Consider the following 15836-nt stretch of genomic DNA (forward strand, 5'->3'; position numbering starts at 1 on the left):
AGGTGGCTGCGGGGATTCAGGCGCGGGCGAGGGCCCGGTCGAGGAAGTCGCGGACGACCTGCTGGAACCGCTCGGGCTCCTCCAGGGGCGGCGAGTGGCCGGACTCCTCGAAGATCACCAGCTCGGCGTCGGGCAGGAGCTCGGCGATCTGCTCGCTGTTGACGACCGGGGTGATCCAGTCCTCGCGGCCGACCGTGACCAGCGCGGGGCAGGTCACGCGGTGGAGGTGCGGCTTGACGTCGTAGGTCTCCCGGGCCGTGGAGAACGCCGCGTTGTGGGTGGCGTAGTGGTAGTCCACCGACGCGACCTTCGCCTCGATCGCCGCCGGGTCGTGGGTGAACGTGTACAGCGGCAGCAGCTCGCGCCACAGGTCGCGGAAGTCGTCGTTGTCGAGGACCTTCCCGTCGAACATGCGGGCCAGCCGCTCCTCAGGGATGTCGACCCGGTCCGACGCCCGCGCGTTCTCCAACGCCAGGTTGTCGTGGGTGGCGTCCGGGGCGGTGTCGCGCAGAACCAACGCGAGCAGGCGCTCGGGGTGCCGCACGGCGTACTCCATCGACAGGAACCCGCCGTAGGACCCACCGGCCATGACGAACCGTTCGGCGCCGGCCCACTCGCGGAGGGCATCGATGTCGGCGACCCACTGGTCGTGGTCGTACGGCGGCACGTCGGCGGACTTCCCGCTGCCACGGGCGTCGAAGATGATCACCCGGAACGAGTCGGCCAGCCAGCCGAAGGCCGCCCGGGGCTCCTCCATCGAGCCGAGCCCGGGGGCGCCGTGGTGGGCGATGAGCAGTGGCTTGGCCGGGTCCTCGCCGCCGAGCAGCTCGACGTTGAGGGCGCAGCCGTTGATGTCCAGCATCATGGATCGATCGGCCTCCTAGGCAGGGATGATCGAGGACGCGAGGTCCCGCGGATAGGTGGTCAGGCGTTCGCGGCCGTCGGGGGTGACCAGCACCGTGTCGCTGATCCGGTAGCCGGCATGGCCCAGCACGTAGATGCCGGGTTCGCTGGAGACGACCATCCCGGCGGCGAGCTCGGTGTCGTCGCCGTCCTCCAGCCACGGCGGCTCGTGGAAGTTCAGCCCGATGCCGTGGCCCTGGCGGTGGCGGATGTGCTCGGCGTACCCGGCGTCGCGGATCACGTCGAGGCAGCCGGCGTTGACGTCGGCGCAGGTGGCGCCGGGGCGGATGGCCTCGGTGCCGACGTGCTGGGCCCGGGCGTCGGTCTCGAACAGGGCGCGCTGCTGGTCGGACGGCTCACCCAGCACGAAGGTCCGCTCGCTCTCGGCGTAGCGGCCCCCCACCGCTCCACCGAGGGACAGGATGAACGTCTCGCCGGGCTGCAGGCGATGCTCGGTCACCAGCCCGTGGGGATAGGCGGAGTTGGGGCCGGAGTAGACCAGGCCCCCGGCGAGGAGCGGTACGACGACGACGTTGTCGTGGGTGTCGTACATCCAAGCCGTCCCGCGACCGATGACGTGCTTGGCCAGCTCCGCCTCCGACGGCAGGGGGCCGCCGTCGGCGACGCGCTCCTCCACCAGCTCGCGGCCGGCGGCCAGCATGACGTCGCCCAGCCGAGCGGCCTCGCGGTGCAGCACGACCTCCTCATCGTACTTGACCAGTCGCATCCGGTCGACCAGGTGGGTGCCGACCCACTCGACCCCGCCCATGGCGGCCCGGAGCAGGCCGAGGTCACCGGTCGACAGCGTCCAGGCGTGGCCCCAGCGGCCGCTGGCACCGGACAGCGCGTCGGCCAGCACCTCCTGCGGGGTGCGGACACCCGGGTACTCGGGGTAGGCGACCAGCTCGTCGACGGCGATGTCCTGCTGCTGGGCGTACTCGTACTCCAGCGCCGGGACCAGCCCGATCGTGCGGTCGGCGGTGACCACGACCAGGACCGGGCGTTCGGTCGGGGTGTGGAAGAAGCCGGTCAGGTAGGCGACATCACGCCAGTCCTCGCAGACGATGGCGTCCAGTCCCTCCTCACCCAGGTGGCGGCGGACGTCGGACTGCACCCGGGCGTAGAAGCTCCGGGGCAGGCGTTGGGACAGTCGGGCAGGGGATGACACGGCGGTGATCAGTCCTCGCGGGTTCGGGGGTTGCGGGCGTCGTTGTAGGCAAGGGAGACGAGGGTGGCGGCGACGACCAGCAGGAGGATCGCCAGCGACGGCATCGCGGCGGTCCACCAGGCCGTGCCGAGCGTCCCGGACCGCTGGGCGTTGTGGAGGATCGTCCCCCACGACCAGCCGTTGGGGTCGCCGAGGCCGAGGAAGGCAAGGCCGGACTCCGACAGGACGGCGCGGGAGGCGGTCAGCACGACGCTGACGGTGATGACGGGGGCGACGGCGGGCACCAGGTGGCGGCGGATGATCCACAGGTGGGACCCGCCGGCCAGGGCACCGGCCTCGACGTAGGGCAGCCCGACGATGGAGAGCGCCTGGGAGCGGACGACGCGGGCGACCTCGGGCCAGGAGAACAGCGCGATGACGACCGCGAGCGTCCAGGTCGAGGGGCCGGCGAGCGCGGCGATGAGGATCATCAGCGGCAGGACGGGCAAGGAGAGGGTGACGTCGACCAGCACGCCGAGCGCGGTCTCGACCCGCTTGAAGTAGGCGGCGGCCACCCCCACGGCGACCCCGACGGCGATGGCCATGGCCGAGGCGGCACCACCGATCATCAGGCTGGTCCGGGCGCCCCAGACGACCTGGGCGAAGATCTCGCGGCCGAGGGAGTCGGTGCCGAACCAGTGCTCAGCCGAGGGGGGCGACAGGACGTCCACGCCGTAGCCGGAGGGGTACTCCGCGATCAGCGGGGCGAACAGGGCGGTCAGCACCATGCCGACCAGGACCACGACGCCGAACACGCCGAGCGGGTTGCGGACGAAGGCCCGGGCGGTGCGGCGGCCGGGCGACTCGCCGGGCGTGGCCAGGGGCTGGTCATCGCGGACGATGCCGTCCTCGACGGTGGGGGCCGGACGGAGCTCGGCGCTCATGGGCGCTCCCGGGTCGGGTGGATGGGTGACAGCGGGGACGTGGACGGCGTGGTCACTGCGCACGCACCCGCGGGTCGAGGGCCCCGTAGGCCAGGTCGGTCAGCAGGTTGGCGACCACGACGGTGGCCGCCAGCAGCACGAACGCGCCCTGCAGGACGGGGAAGTCGAGGCGGCCGACGGACTCGAAGATGGCCCGTCCCACGCCGGGGTAGGCGAAGATGGTCTCGGTCAGCACGGCGCCGCCGACGAGGAACCCGAGCTGCAGGCCGACCAGGGTGGTGGTGGGCAGCAGGGCGTTGCGCAGGGCATGCCGCCAGACGATGCGTCGCTGCGGCACCCCCTTGGCACGTGCGAGGTCGCAGTAGTCCTCGCCGAGGCTGTCGATGAGGTTGGTCCGCAGCGTCAGCACGTAGGCGCCGATCTGCAGGATGACGAGGCTCGAGGCCGGCAGGACGAGGTGGCGCAGGATGCTGATCCACGCGTCGATGCCGTACACGCCGTCGTCGATCGCCCCGCCGATCGGGAACCAGCCGAGGTACAGCCCGAAGGCGTACAGCATGGCGATCCCGATGGCGGGCACGAACATGGACTGCCCGAGCACGCTCCCGACCTGGATGGTTCGGTCGACCCAGCCGCCACGGCGGGTGGCTGCGGCGACGCCGAGCGGCACCCCGATGAGCACCGTGACCAGCAGCGCGGACCCGGTGAGGATCAGCGTCCACGGCAGCCGCGCCATCAGGATGTCGGTGACGGGCAGGGACTGTCGGAAGGAGATGCCGAGGTCCCCCTGCAGGAGGTGGCCGAGGTAGCTGACGTACTGGACCGGCAGCGGCCGGTCCAGTCCGTAGTCGGCCAGGAGCTCCATGCGGAGGTCCTCGGTCATCATCGGGTCGGCGACGGCCAGCGCAGGGTCACCGGGCAGCAAGCGCACGAGGAAGAACGTCACGGTGACGGCGAACCAGAGGGTCAGCAGACCCCGCAGCAGCCGCCCCCCGGCGAAGCGCATGACCGTCATTTCGTCTACTCCCCTGCCGGGACGACCTGCGCCAGCGAGCGCGGGTTCAGGATCGACAGCAGCTCGCTGGGCTGGGCGACGAAGCCCTCCCAGTCGCTGGAGTGGGCGAAGTTGAACTGCTCGACGTACATCACGTTGTCGTAGACGTTGTCGTGCACGATCCGGCCGGCCTCCTGCACGAAGGGACGGGCCTCCTCCACCGAGGTCTGGACCGCAGCGTTCTCGATCGCGGCGACCAGGTCGGGGTCCTCCACACCGGCGTAGTTGATGAAGCCGTCGGGGAAGAACAGCAGCGAGAAGTTCGACTGCGGCTCGTCGATGATGGCCCACGACCCGGCGTAGATGTCGAAGTCGCGTTCGTTGGTGCGGGCGAGGTAGGTGTTGCGCTCCAGCCCGGACAGCTGGATGTCGATGCCGGCCTCGCGGCTCTGGTCACGGACGATCTCGGCCCATGCGGAGATGTTGGGATCCGCGGAGTCGTAGACCATCTCGAGGGTCAGCCCGTCGTAGAGGCCGTCGCCGTCGGCGTCGACCTGTCCGGCGGACTCCAGCAGCTCACGGCTGCGCTCGGGGTCGTGGGCGTACTCCTCGGAGGAGTCGTCGTACCACTGCTGGAAGCTCGGCGTCAGCGGGCTGGAGCCCGACGACACGGCCTGCCCGCGGAGGACGACCTGGCGGATGGCCTCGTAGTCCACGGCGTGGGCGAGTGCCTGCCGGACCTCCAGCTGGTCAAGCGGCTCACGGCGCATGTTGTACTGCATGTGCGCCCAGCCGAGGGACGGGACGGTGACGAGCTCGAGGCCGTCGACGTCCTGCAGCTGCTCGACCAGGGTCGGCGGGATGGCGTTGCCGATCAGGTCGATGTCGCCGTTGCGCAGCGCCAGCACCTCGGTGTTGACGTCGGGGAAGACGCGGAAGACGACCTCGTCCAGCGTCGGGGTGCCCTCCGGGGCCAGCGGGTAGCTGTCGACGGCGGTCATCGTGTAGCGGTCACCGGCCTGCACGTCGGTCAGCCGGTAGGGACCAGCGGAGACCCAGTCGCTGTCGTTGGCGAACTCCTGGACGCTCTCGGCGGCGGAGAACACGTGCTCGGGCACGATCGGCATCCAGAAGCCGACGCTGTTCAGGAACGCACCGTCCGGGCGGGAGAGGGTGAACTCGATGGTGTGGGGGTCCGGCGCCGTGGAGGACTCGTAGGCGGCGATCATGCCGGCGACCACGCCGAACTGCTCGGCCTTGATGGCGTCGATGGTGAACATGACGTCCTCGGCGTCGACGGGCTCGCCGTCGCTCCAGGTGAAGTCGTCACGCAGGTTGACCGTGGCGGTCAGGCCGTCCTCGGAGTAGCTCCAGTCGGTGGCCAGGGACGGGGTCTTGGTGCCCTCGAGGTCCATGTCCATCATCCGGGGGTACATGAGGTTGGTGACCCAGGTGTCGGTGCGGCTGTTGCCGACCAGTGGGTTGAGGTTGACCACGTCGGCGGTGGTGCCGATCACGAGGGTGCCGCCGGTCTCGCCGGTGGTGGCGTCGGTGTCGCCGTCCTCCGACGCCTCGTCCTCGGCGTCATCGGCGGTGTCGGTGCCGGCGTCCTCGGTGGTGTCGTCTGTGCCGTCGGCGGTCTCGGCGTCGGGGTTGCTGGGCGCGCAGGCAGCCAGCATCGCGGTGATGGCCAGCAGGAGCGCCAGGCGACGGAGCATGGTGGAGCGGGTTGTGGCGGTGAGCATCAGATCCAGACTTCCTCGAGGACGCGCATGGTGTTGCCGCCGACGACGGCGCGGATCTCGTCGTCGGAGTAGTCGTGGCTGACGAGCCAGCCGACGATGTTGCTGAAGCACTCGGCGGGGTTCTCCAGCCCGTCGACGTAGGGGACCTCCTCGTAGGAGACGCCGGCATGGGCCGCACCGAGCGAGAGCTGCTCGGCGAAGGCCTTGTGGAGGTTGACGTGGTCACCGAACAGGGTGTCAGGACCGAAGGAGACGTGCTCCAGGCCCATCAGGTCCACGCAGTACACGAAGTGGTCCATGACCGACTCGAGGCTGTGCTTGGGGTGGTCGTGGCTGAGCGTGGTGTGGGGGGCGGCCTCGAGGCCGAGCACCCCGCCGCGCTCGGCGCAGGCCGTCAGCACCTCGTCGGGCTTCATCCGGTTGGTGTCCCAGACACCGCGGGCACCGGCATGGGTGATCAGGATCGGCTTGGTGGAGTGCTGGATGGTCTCCAGCGACGTGCGGTCACCGGAGTGGGACACGTCGATGGCGATGCCGAGCTTGTTCATGCGACGCACGGCGCGCTCGCCGAAGTCGGTCAGGCCGCCGTCGCCCTTCTCCTTCAGGCCGCTGCCGAGGGTGTTGGCCTCGCTGTAGGCGATGCCCATCTGGCGCACGCCGAATCCGTAGAGGATGTCGATGCGGTCCAGCTCGTTCTCGATCGGGGTCGACGCCTCGAGCCCGGGGATGAGGGCGACGCGACCGGTCTCGTGCGCCAGCTGGATGTCGGCGATGGAGCCGCCCTTGATGACGAAGTCCTGGTGGGCGATGTCGCTGAACCGCATGCCGAGGTCGGCGATGATGTCGGTCCACTTCCAGCCGGCCTGGCTGGTGACACAGGCGGTGCCGTCCATGAAGTTGTCGAAGACGGCGGTCATGCCCGAGCGGGCCAGACCCTCGTACCCCGTCCGGTGACGCGCCGTCCGGTTGTAGTCGACGGTCTCCATGATGTCCTCCGGGAACAACGTGGGGTGCTCGTGCAGCGACACCACGATGTTCTCGGTGAGCAGGCGCGTGGCCCGCTCCTTCTGGGTGTCGGACAGGTCGAGCCCGGCGTAGGCGGGGACGCGTCCGATCTCGGCGGCGAGGTCGAAGGCGCGGAAGTCCTCCCCCTCGGTCAGGTACTCGTACGACTTGTAGCCGTCATAGCGCTTGGCGGGTTCCAGCACGTGGGTTGTCCTCCTCGGACGACGCGGACCACCGGACGGTGGCGTCGCGGATTTCGGCGAACCGGATGGCAAGGGCATCGCAACCCGGCGTTGGAATGCACTATAGTGAAGGAATCCTGCACAGCACAAGGAAGCCATGAATGATTGCTGCAACGAACGGAGCCGGCGTGCCGGTTGACGACACCCAGACGGGGGCGATGGCCCTGGAGGTCGCCGGCCTCCACGTGAACTTCCACACCCGCCGGGGCACCGTCGAGGCGGCCACCGACGTCGACCTGCACGTCCGCAGCGGCGAGGTGCTCGCGCTGCTCGGCGAGTCCGGGTCGGGCAAGTCCGTCACTGCGCGCGCGATCATGGGGCTGCTGCGTGGGCGGGGGGTCGAGGTGGGCGCCGACGTGCTGCGCCTCGGCGACACCGACCTGCGCGGCCTCGACGACAGGGCCATGGCTGGGATACGCGGCGAACGGCTGAGCCTGGTCTTCCAGGACGCCCTGTCGGCGCTCAACCCCGTCCACACCATCGGCCAGCAGATCGGCGAGATGTTCCGCGTGCACCGGGGCGCCACCCGCAAGGAGGCCAGGGAGCAGGCGATCGACCTGCTGCGCATGGTCGGCATTCCGAGCCCCGAACGACGGGTCGACGACCACCCGCACCAGTTCTCCGGCGGCATGCGGCAGCGCATCCTCATCGCCATCGGCATCGCCCTGCGGCCCGATGTGCTGATCGCCGACGAACCCACCACCGCCCTCGACGTGACCGTGCAGGCACAGGTGCTCGAGCTGCTGGACCGGCTGCGCGACGAGCTCGGCATGGCGGTCGTCCTCATCACCCACGACCTGGGTGTGGTCGCGAAGGTCGCCGACCGGGTCGCCGTCATGTACGCCGGGCGTATCGTGGAGACGGCCACGACCGCCCAGATCTTCGACGGTCCCGCACACCCCTACACCGAGGCGCTGCTGCGTTCGGTCCCCCGGCTGTCCCGTGCCGACGACGAGCTGTCGGCCATCCCGGGTGCACCACCGTCCCCCACCGCCAAGCCCTCCGGCTGTGCGTTCCACCCCCGCTGCCACCGTCGCATCGCCCCCTGCGACACCGACCGTCCGCTGCTCGAACCGCTGCCCGGCAACCGCGCGAGCGCCTGCCACGTCAAGGAGGAGATGCTCGATGCCTGATGCCGTCCTCGAGGCGACCGACCTGGTCAAGACGTTCCGCGTCGGCGGGTTCGCCAGCCGTGAACGCGTGCACGCCGTGTCCGGCGTGTCGTTGTCGCTGCGCGCTGGCGAGACGCTGGGGGTCGTGGGTGAATCCGGCTGCGGCAAGACCACCCTCGCCCGGCTGCTGGTCGGGCTGGAGCAGCCGGACTCCGGCACCGTCCGGGTCAGCGGGACATCGCTGGGCGAGCTGGGGCGGCGGGAACGCAGCCAGCGCATCCAGATGGTCTTCCAGGACCCATTCACGTCGCTGAACCCCCGCCTGACCGTGGCCGACGTGATCGCCGAGCCGCTGGACGTGCACCGGAAGGCCGGTGACCGACGGGCACGCAGGGCACGGGTCGAGGAGCTGCTGACCCTCGTCGGGCTGGATCCCTCCCACGCCGAGCGGTTCCCCCACGAGTTCTCCGGGGGACAGCGACAGCGCATCGGGATCGCCCGCGCCCTGGCCCTGGAGCCGTCGGTGCTGGTCTGCGACGAACCGGTCAGCGCGCTCGACGTGTCGGTGCAGGCCCAGGTCATCGGGTTGCTGCGCGACCTGCAGCGCCGGCTGGACCTGGCCATGGTGTTCATCGCCCACGACCTGTCGGTGGTGCGGCACCTGTCGGACCGGGTCGCCGTCATGTACCTCGGCCGGGTCGTCGAGCTCGGGACCGACCGGGAGGTCTACGACCGCCCGGCCCACCCCTACACCCAGGCGTTGCTGTCCGCGGTGCCCGAACCCGACCCGGCGGTCGCCCGCGCGAGCGACCGGATGGTGCTCGAGGGCGAGCCGCCCAGCCCGATCGACCCGCCGCCCGGCTGTGCGTTCCACGAACGCTGCTGGCTGGCGACCGACGTCTGCCGCAGCGACGTGCCGGCGCTGACGACCCATGGCGAGGGTGCCGACGCCGTCGTCCAGCAGGCGGCGTGCCACCATGCCCTCGAGTCGGTGCACGGTCCGGTCGGCCGGGGCACCGCGCCTGCCGGCAGGTAGAACAGCCCCATGGAGACCGCCGCCCCCGTGCTGGACGACACCGACCGCGCGCTCATCACCGAGCTGCAGCGGGACGGCCGCGCGAGCTGGAACCACATCGGCAGGGGCGTCGGCATCGCCGACACCACCGCGTCACGGCGGGCCCAGCGCCTGATGGGCGACGGCGTCGTTCGGGTCGTCGGCGGCCTGGATCCGCTGCGGTGCAACCTGGGCTACCCGGTGCTGATCCGGATGCGGACCAGCCCGGGACGGATCGGCAACGTGCTCGACGAGCTGGCGGTGCGCGAGGACGTCCGGTTCCTGGCCGTGGTCACCGGGACCTCCGACGTCGTGGCCGAGCTGATCGTGACCTCCCAGCAGCACCTCGCGCGGGTGGTCCTCGACGAGCTGCACGTCGTCGAGGGCGTGGAGTCGACCGTCACGTCGACGGTCATGCGCCACTACAAGCTCAGCCACCACGAGCGGCCAGCCCTGCCCGTGGGTCCCGACGGCCGGCCCGAGGTGGCGGCCGATCCGCTGGACGAGATCGACCACCGCATCGTCGGCGAGCTGGCCCGTGACGGCCGCATGTCGGTGGCCACCCTGGCGGCCAACCTGGGCATCAGCGAGTCGATGGCCCGCCGGCGGGTGGACGCCCTCATCAGCGACGGGCGGGTGGTCATCTCCACCCTGCTGGACGCCGACGCGCTGGGTTACCACGTCGAGGCGCTGGTGTGGCTGGGGGTGGACTTCGGCTGCCTGGAGACCGTCGCCGACCAGCTCCGCCAACGACCCGAGGTCCGTTACCTGGCCGCGTCGGCCGGCGAGGCCGAGCTGGTCGCCGAGGTCCTGCTACGCGATCAGGCCGACCTGTACCGCTTCGCCACGACGGTCCTCGGCCGGATGGAGGGCATCCGCCGCACCGAGCTGTCGCTGGAGCTGGAGGTCGTCAAGCGCGCCTGGATCCGGCTGACCCGGCTGGGGGACTGAACGGGCGTCGGTAGTCGTGCGAGGATGCCGGCATGCGCTCGACGTTGATCCGCTCCCTGGTCCTGATGCTGCTCCTCACCGCCTGCGGAGGAGGCGAGGACCTCGACGTCGCCGGCACCGCGACCTCGGTACCCGCGACGAGCGAACCGGCACCGGCGACCGAGACCACCGCACCCGAGGCCACCGCGGCAGCGGGAACCGACGCCGAGCCGACCGACGCCGAGCCGACCGACGCCGAGCCCACCGACGCCGAGGTCCCCACGGAGCCGATCGAGCCGGCTGACGACAGGGGGGCGACGCTCGTGCTCGACGGGGACGGCCTGCCGGCCGGTGACTACACCGTCGTCGTCGAGGCGGCCGGCCAGCCGGTGGCCAGCACGGTGCGGTTCGACGGCGGGCAGGTCACGGTCACGCTGGACGCCACGACCCCCGAGGACGTCAGCAGGGTCGACGTGCATGCCGGCCCCAGCGCCGACGGGCCCGCGTTGCTGTCGGGCACGGTGGCCGACGGGACGGGCACGATCGAGCCAGCGGTGCCGGTCGACCTCAGCGGCGCCAGCGGGCAGTACATCCTCGCCACACCGACCAACGGCAGCGACTCCGACGAACGATCGGGGATCTGGTACGTCCTGATCCCCCGCGCGCCGGGGTTGGTGCTGCCCGCCCTCCCGGCGGAATGGGTGTACGAGGGGTGGGTCACCATCGACGGCGTGGACGTGACGACCGGCCGGTTCGGCGACCCGGCGACCCCCGACGACTTCGACGGGTTCTCCGGCGACCAGGGCGGCCCGCCGCTGCCGGGCGAGGACTTCCTCCTCTCTCCTCCCGAGGGCCTTTCCTTCCCGGTCGACCTGGCGGGGATGACGACGTTCGTGACGCTCGAACCCGCCGTCGACCCCGACCCCGCACCGTCGGGCCTGACGGTGCTCTCGGGGCAGATCCCCGCGGACGCCATCGACCACACGGTCTATGACATGGCCTCGACCGTCGACGCGCTGCCGAGCTACACCGCGCAGGTCAGCTGACCCGACGGGGTGATCAGCCGGCGCGGCCCAGGCGGGGGCGTTCGGCCGCAGCGGCCGGGTCGCGGACGACGTCGGGCACGAGCCCGCAGGCCTCGCCGACTCGCCGGGCGAGGTCACGGTCGTCGAGGACGGCACCCGCCGGGGCGTCCAGGGCCAGCCGCAGGCGACCGTCGGCCACTCGCAACGACCAGTCCCTCCCACCGACCCTGGCCATGGCCGGCTCGATGATGCGGGTGACGTTGCGCAGGTCGGGACGGCGGGTCCGGCCGTCGACGACCACGGCGGGCTGCCACGCACCATCCACGGCCGAGGGGGCCAACCGGGGCACGGTCGCGCCGCTCACGGGGTGGTTCTGCTCCTCCTCCAGTCCCGCGACCCACGATCCGGTGGCGTAGCGGACCAGCGCCGTGCCGCGCCAGCCGGAAGAGGTGATGACCAGCTCACCGGGCCCGCCATCGACCACCGTCGCGCCGGTGGCGGGGTCCCGCACCGACAGCACCTCCAGGTCGGGGTAGGTCAGCAGCCCGTAGGTGGCCTCGGGCGGGTCGTTGGCGGCGGGCGGCTGCTCGCCGTAGAGCACCCTGGACGCCTCGGGCGCCCATGCGGCCTGCACGGTGACGGGACGCCCGGCCAGCTTCTCCCCCAGGGTGGCCAGCCGCACGCGCGTGGCCGCGTCGGGCGGCGAGCCGACGACCAGGAGCTGCCGGAGGTTGCGTGCCACCGTGCCCTTGGCGAGCAGCCCGTCGAGGGTCGACTCGGCTTCGTCGGTGGGCAGCGCGACGATCGACGCGGGCAGCATCGCGAGGCCTCGCTGGGCCGCACCCATGACGGCCTGGCCGGCGCCACGCGGGTGCAGGGCCGTCATCCGGCTGGCCAGGGCCGCGTGGTACAGCGCCCAGTGGCGAACCGACGGCCCCGACGGCACCAGGTTGAGCAGCGCGTCCTCAGCACCCCAGCCGACCACCTCGGCGAAGCGGGCTCCGGCCAGGTGCAGCAGGTCGAGGTCCGCGCGCGTGTAGGCGATGGCCAGCAGCCGGTCGACGCCGGCCTCGTGGACATGCACGGCCTTGTAGCGGTGCCAGATGGCTTCCCGCCGACCGGTCGTTCCCCGTCCGCCGGCTTGCCGTGCGGCGGCGAACAGCTCGCCCCGGGGGGCGTTGGCCTTGAACTGGTCCTCCGTCGGGCTCAGCAGCAGCGCGGGGTTGCCCGGCCCGCCCGCGCCGGCCAGGTCGGCCTCGGTGGCGACCGGCACGCGGGCCAACGACTCCACGTCGGTGACGTCGATGCCGGCGATCCGATCGCGCCAGAACCGCGAGAACGGCGTCACCTCGCGCCGGACCCACTCCCGGAGGGTTCGGTCCTGCTCACGTCGCTGCACCTCTCGCGGCAGCCTGAACCACGGTGTCGTCGCCATCGGGACGGGATGTTAGAGGCCCGACCCACCAACGCCATCAGCGGTCGGTGCCGTGGTCGCCGCCGGGGCACGAATCCCGGCCGCCGCCACGGCAGCCATCTGCAGCGGGACGACCTGCAGCAACGCGAAGGCCACACCGAGCAGGACGAGGGCGATGCGCCCGAAGACCAGCTGCCGACCCAGCTGCTCGGTGGTCTCCTCCACCAGCGCCGTGCCCTCCTCGATGGTGGTGGAGTAGGTGTCCAGCAGCTCGGCGGTGTCGGCCAGGGTGGCGTCGAACCCGGCGAGGTCGCTGGCCAGGTCGCTGACGCCCTCGCCCACGTCGCCGAGGCTGCCGGCGGTCGCGTCGATCTGGTCGGCCTGCTCGCGCAGCCGGTCGGGCAGCCCGTCCAGCGAGACGTCGAGGGTCCGCAGCGCGTCGGCGAAGGACTCCGTGGGGTCGTAGGCAGGGCCGAACGGCAGGCTGCTGAGCGCGGAGAGGGTCGTGTCGATCGTCCCGGCGACGCGGATGAGGCCCGGCAGGGCATCGTCGACGGCGGTCAACGACTCGGCGACGTCACGGCGGACCAGCTCGGCGAGGTCCTCCATCAGCACCTCGCCTTCGTCGAAGGCCGTGTCCAGGCTGGTCGCGGTCTCCTCCAGCGCGGCAAGGCTCGTGCCCAGCGTCTCGATGGAGTCCGCAGCCACCCCCGCCGAGGCGTCGAGCGCCACGAGCGTGTCGCTGGTGAGCGTCAACGAGTCCTCCAGCGCCGCCTCGGCCTGGCCGAGCAGCCCCCACCCGACGACGGTTCCCACGATCGCGGCAAGCAGGCCGATGGTGGCCACGGCCTGGAGCACCCGCACGAGGACGGCGGGACGGAGGGGAAAGAGTCGCATGCGTTTCGGCCTGAACCTATCCGGACATCACATGTCCCAACCGTCGGCGCGGCAGTTCCGCAACGCCGATCTCCGTCCCCCGATCGAGAGGCCTCCGCCGTGCCGGCACCGATCACCGCCACTGACCTGACACGCCGTTTCGGCGACGACGTCGTCGTGCACGACCTCGACCTGCACGTCGACGAGGGCTCGATCCGCGGCTTCGTCGGCCCGTCGGGCAGCGGGAAGACCACCACCGTCCGGCTGCTCACCGGCGTGCTCGAACCCACGGGCGGTCGGGTCCGCGTGTTCGACACCGACCCCATGGAGCTGACCACCGCGCAGCGACGCCGGATCGGCTACATGCCGCAGCTCGGCGTGCTGTACCCCCACCTGACGGTCACCCAGAACCTGCGGTTCGTCGCTGACCTGTACGGCGTGCGCAAGGCCAAGGACCGGATCGCCGATGCGCTGGAGATGCTGGACCTGACCGACGCGTCCGGACGACCGCTGCGGGACTGCTCCGGCGGCATGCAGCGCCGGGTCGCGCTGGCCGCCGCGATCCTCCACGAACCCGACGTGCTGTTCCTCGACGAACCGACGAGCGGGCTCGACCCGGTCCTGCGGCAACGGCTGTGGACCCACTTCCAGGAGCTCCGTGACGAGGGGAAGACCTTGTTCGTGACCACCCAGATCGTGTCGGAGGCGGCGATGTGCGACCACGTCGGCCTGCTGGCCGGCGGCACGATGATCGCCGACGACACCCCCGACGGGCTCCGCCGCTCCGCCGCTGGCGGCGACACCGTGGACCTGACGGCGTCCGCGACCATCCCCACCCGCGTGCTGGAACGACTGGCCGTCCGCGACGACGTGCGCCGGATCGAACGCGTGGGCGACGACGGCCGCACCGTGCGCATCGTCGTCGCCGACGCCGCGGAGGGGATCGAGGTCCTGACCGCCGCGCTGCACGACGCCGACGTCGACGTGGTGCTGGCCGAACGCCACACCGCCGCCTTCGACGACGTGTTCGTGGCGCTCCTGGAGGCACAGTCGTGAAGGACCTGATGGGTCGGCTGCGGCTCTCGCTGCGTCGCATCGGCGGGGTCAGCCGCAAGGAGCTGGTCGAGCTGGTCCGCCAGCCGGCCATGTTGTTCGTGCTGGTCGTCGGACCGCTGCTGATCCTCCTCCTGTTCGGGTCGGGGGTCCGGGCCGAGGACCCGGCGGTCCGGTCGATCTTCGTGACGCCACCCGGTGACGAGCAGCTGGCGGAGGTGGTCCGGGGGTACGCCGACTCGCAGTCGGAGCGGCTGACCATCCTCGACGTGACCGATGACCGTGAGGACGCGATGCGTGAGCTGCGCGGACGACGCGTCGACGTGGTCGTGGTCTTCCCCGAGAACCCGATCGAGGCGGTCGAGCAGAACGACCGCGCCACCATCGAGGTCATCCACTCCTTCATCGACCCGTTGGAGAGCCAGGCCATCCGCTTGTTCACCCGCGGGGCCGTCAGCGACCTCAACGACATCCTGCTGTCCAGGGCGGTGGAGGAGGCCCAGACCCAGGCCGCCACGACGCTGGAGGAGGTGGAGGGGCTGCGGGAGACCCTCGACGGGCCCGCCGGTTCGGTCCTGATGGCGCAGTCCGACACCGACCCGGAGGACCTGGCCATCGTCCTGGACGACGCGTCGATCGAGCTGGAGCAGCTGATCGAGATCGACCCCGACGTCGTGGCGGCCCCGCTGGACGGTCGGGCGAGCAGCATCGGCGGTCGCGTGACGACGTCGCAGTTCTACGCCCCGGCGGTCGTGGCGCTGATCCTGCAGCACCTGACGCTGACGTTCGTCGCGCTGGCCCGCAGCCGCGAGCGCGAGCTGGGCACCGTCGAGCTGTTCGGCGTCTCGCCGCTGCGCGAGGTCGAGCGGATCGCCGGCCAGGCCGTCGCCTACGTGCTGTCCGGTTCGGCGCTGGCGGCGGTGCTGCTGGCAGCGGTGTCGTTGCTGCTGGGCGCCCCGTTCCGTGCAGGCGTGGGGACCGTCGCGCTGGTCGTGGTGGCCGAGCTGCTGGCCAGCATCGGCGTCGGACTGCTGCTGTCCCGGGTCGCGCGGACGACCACCCAGGTGGTCCAGGGCGCGATGCTGATCCTGCTGCTGAGCGTGTTCTTCGGCGGCCTGCTGCTGTCCCCGGAGCGGTTGCTGCCGTGGGCCCAGCCGATCGGCGACGTGCTGCCGATGAGCCATGCGCTGGAGCTGCTGCGGGACTCGATGCTCCGTGGCCTGCCCCTCGCGGCCGGCCCCATCGCGACGCTGGTCGGCATGGCCGTCGACACCATCGCCATCGGCTCGTGGCTGGCCATCCGCGAGGAACACCGCGGCTGACGGGCCGGCCAGGCCGGAGCCGGGAGGACGGCGCGGCGGCGGTCGGGCCGGCGCAGTCGGCGGCGGGCGG

14 protein-coding genes are annotated in these 15836 nt (G+C 71.4%); 6 read left to right on the top strand and 8 right to left on the bottom strand.

The genetic code is table 11. The annotated features are described in order from the left end of the window. Positions 1 to 16: 16 nt before the first annotated feature. Genes DVS28_RS18015 through DVS28_RS18040 form a run of 6 tightly spaced genes read right to left on the bottom strand, consistent with a single transcriptional unit; the run spans position 17 to position 6941 of the window. On the bottom strand, positions 17 to 865 hold the full coding sequence (locus DVS28_RS18015; RefSeq protein WP_114592699.1) for an alpha/beta fold hydrolase: 849 nt from the start codon (positions 863 to 865) through the stop codon (positions 17 to 19). A 15-nt stretch (positions 866 to 880) separates the two neighbouring features. Next, on the bottom strand, positions 881 to 2071 hold the full coding sequence (locus DVS28_RS18020; protein WP_216826130.1) for a M24 family metallopeptidase: 1191 nt from the start codon (positions 2069 to 2071) through the stop codon (positions 881 to 883). 8 nt (positions 2072 to 2079) lie between these two features. Then, complete coding sequence (locus DVS28_RS18025; protein WP_114594257.1) at positions 2080 to 2994, bottom strand: ABC transporter permease; 915 nt, start codon at positions 2992 to 2994, stop codon at positions 2080 to 2082. A 52-nt stretch (positions 2995 to 3046) separates the two neighbouring features. Beyond that, complete coding sequence (locus tag DVS28_RS18030) at positions 3047 to 4009, bottom strand: ABC transporter permease (protein WP_114592700.1); 963 nt, start codon at positions 4007 to 4009, stop codon at positions 3047 to 3049. Positions 4010 to 4014: 5 nt separating this feature from the next. Further along, complete coding sequence (locus tag DVS28_RS18035; RefSeq protein WP_114592701.1) at positions 4015 to 5733, bottom strand: ABC transporter substrate-binding protein; 1719 nt, start codon at positions 5731 to 5733, stop codon at positions 4015 to 4017. Next, a complete protein-coding gene (locus DVS28_RS18040) occupies positions 5733 to 6941 on the bottom strand; it encodes a dipeptidase (protein WP_114592702.1) in 1209 nt (402 codons plus the stop codon). Before DVS28_RS18040 ends, DVS28_RS18035 begins: the two co-directional genes overlap by 1 nt. A 140-nt stretch (positions 6942 to 7081) precedes the next feature. Here DVS28_RS18040 and DVS28_RS18045 point away from each other — a divergent pair, with 140 nt between their 5' ends. The 4 genes from DVS28_RS18045 to DVS28_RS18065 are packed head-to-tail and all read left to right on the top strand — an operon-like array spanning position 7082 to position 11122. Beyond that, complete coding sequence (locus DVS28_RS18045) at positions 7082 to 8113, top strand: ABC transporter ATP-binding protein (protein ID WP_216826131.1); 1032 nt, start codon at positions 7082 to 7084, stop codon at positions 8111 to 8113. Further along, positions 8106 to 9128 carry an ABC transporter ATP-binding protein gene (locus DVS28_RS18050; RefSeq protein WP_114592703.1) on the top strand — a complete coding sequence of 341 codons (1023 nt, stop codon included), beginning with the start codon at positions 8106 to 8108 and terminating at the stop codon, positions 9126 to 9128. Before DVS28_RS18045 ends, DVS28_RS18050 begins: the two co-directional genes overlap by 8 nt. A gap of 9 nt (positions 9129 to 9137) precedes the next feature. Continuing rightward, positions 9138 to 10097, top strand: coding sequence for an Lrp/AsnC family transcriptional regulator (locus tag DVS28_RS18055; RefSeq protein WP_114592704.1), 960 nt, complete (start codon positions 9138 to 9140; stop codon positions 10095 to 10097). Between the two features lie 32 nt (positions 10098 to 10129). Continuing rightward, positions 10130 to 11122: a hypothetical protein gene (locus DVS28_RS18065; protein WP_164710721.1), complete on the top strand. Its 993-nt coding sequence runs from the start codon at positions 10130 to 10132 to the stop codon at positions 11120 to 11122. 13 nt (positions 11123 to 11135) lie between these two features. Here DVS28_RS18065 and DVS28_RS18070 read toward each other — a convergent pair whose 3' ends face one another. Beyond that, positions 11136 to 12536 carry a phenylacetate--CoA ligase family protein gene (locus tag DVS28_RS18070; protein WP_164710722.1) on the bottom strand — a complete coding sequence of 467 codons (1401 nt, stop codon included), beginning with the start codon at positions 12534 to 12536 and terminating at the stop codon, positions 11136 to 11138. A gap of 12 nt (positions 12537 to 12548) precedes the next feature. Then, positions 12549 to 13412, bottom strand: a complete 864-nt coding sequence (locus DVS28_RS28560; protein ID WP_164710723.1) for a hypothetical protein — start codon at positions 13410 to 13412, stop codon at positions 12549 to 12551. Between the two features lie 99 nt (positions 13413 to 13511). On the opposite strand from DVS28_RS28560, the gene DVS28_RS28565 reads away from it, so the two are divergent. Both DVS28_RS28565 and DVS28_RS18080 read left to right on the top strand, forming a co-directional pair. Next, the gene (locus DVS28_RS28565) at positions 13512 to 14447 is read left to right on the top strand and encodes an ABC transporter ATP-binding protein (protein WP_164710724.1); all 936 of its coding nucleotides are present in this window, start codon (positions 13512 to 13514) and stop codon (positions 14445 to 14447) included. Continuing rightward, positions 14444 to 15766 carry an ABC transporter permease gene (locus DVS28_RS18080; protein ID WP_114592709.1) on the top strand — a complete coding sequence of 441 codons (1323 nt, stop codon included), beginning with the start codon at positions 14444 to 14446 and terminating at the stop codon, positions 15764 to 15766. The genes DVS28_RS28565 and DVS28_RS18080 overlap by 4 nt, the downstream gene beginning before the upstream one ends. Positions 15767 to 15836: the final 70 nt, after the last annotated feature.

The sequence above is a fragment of the Euzebya pacifica genome (assembly GCF_003344865.1).
Classification (GTDB): Bacteria; Actinomycetota; Nitriliruptoria; order Euzebyales; family Euzebyaceae; genus Euzebya; species Euzebya pacifica.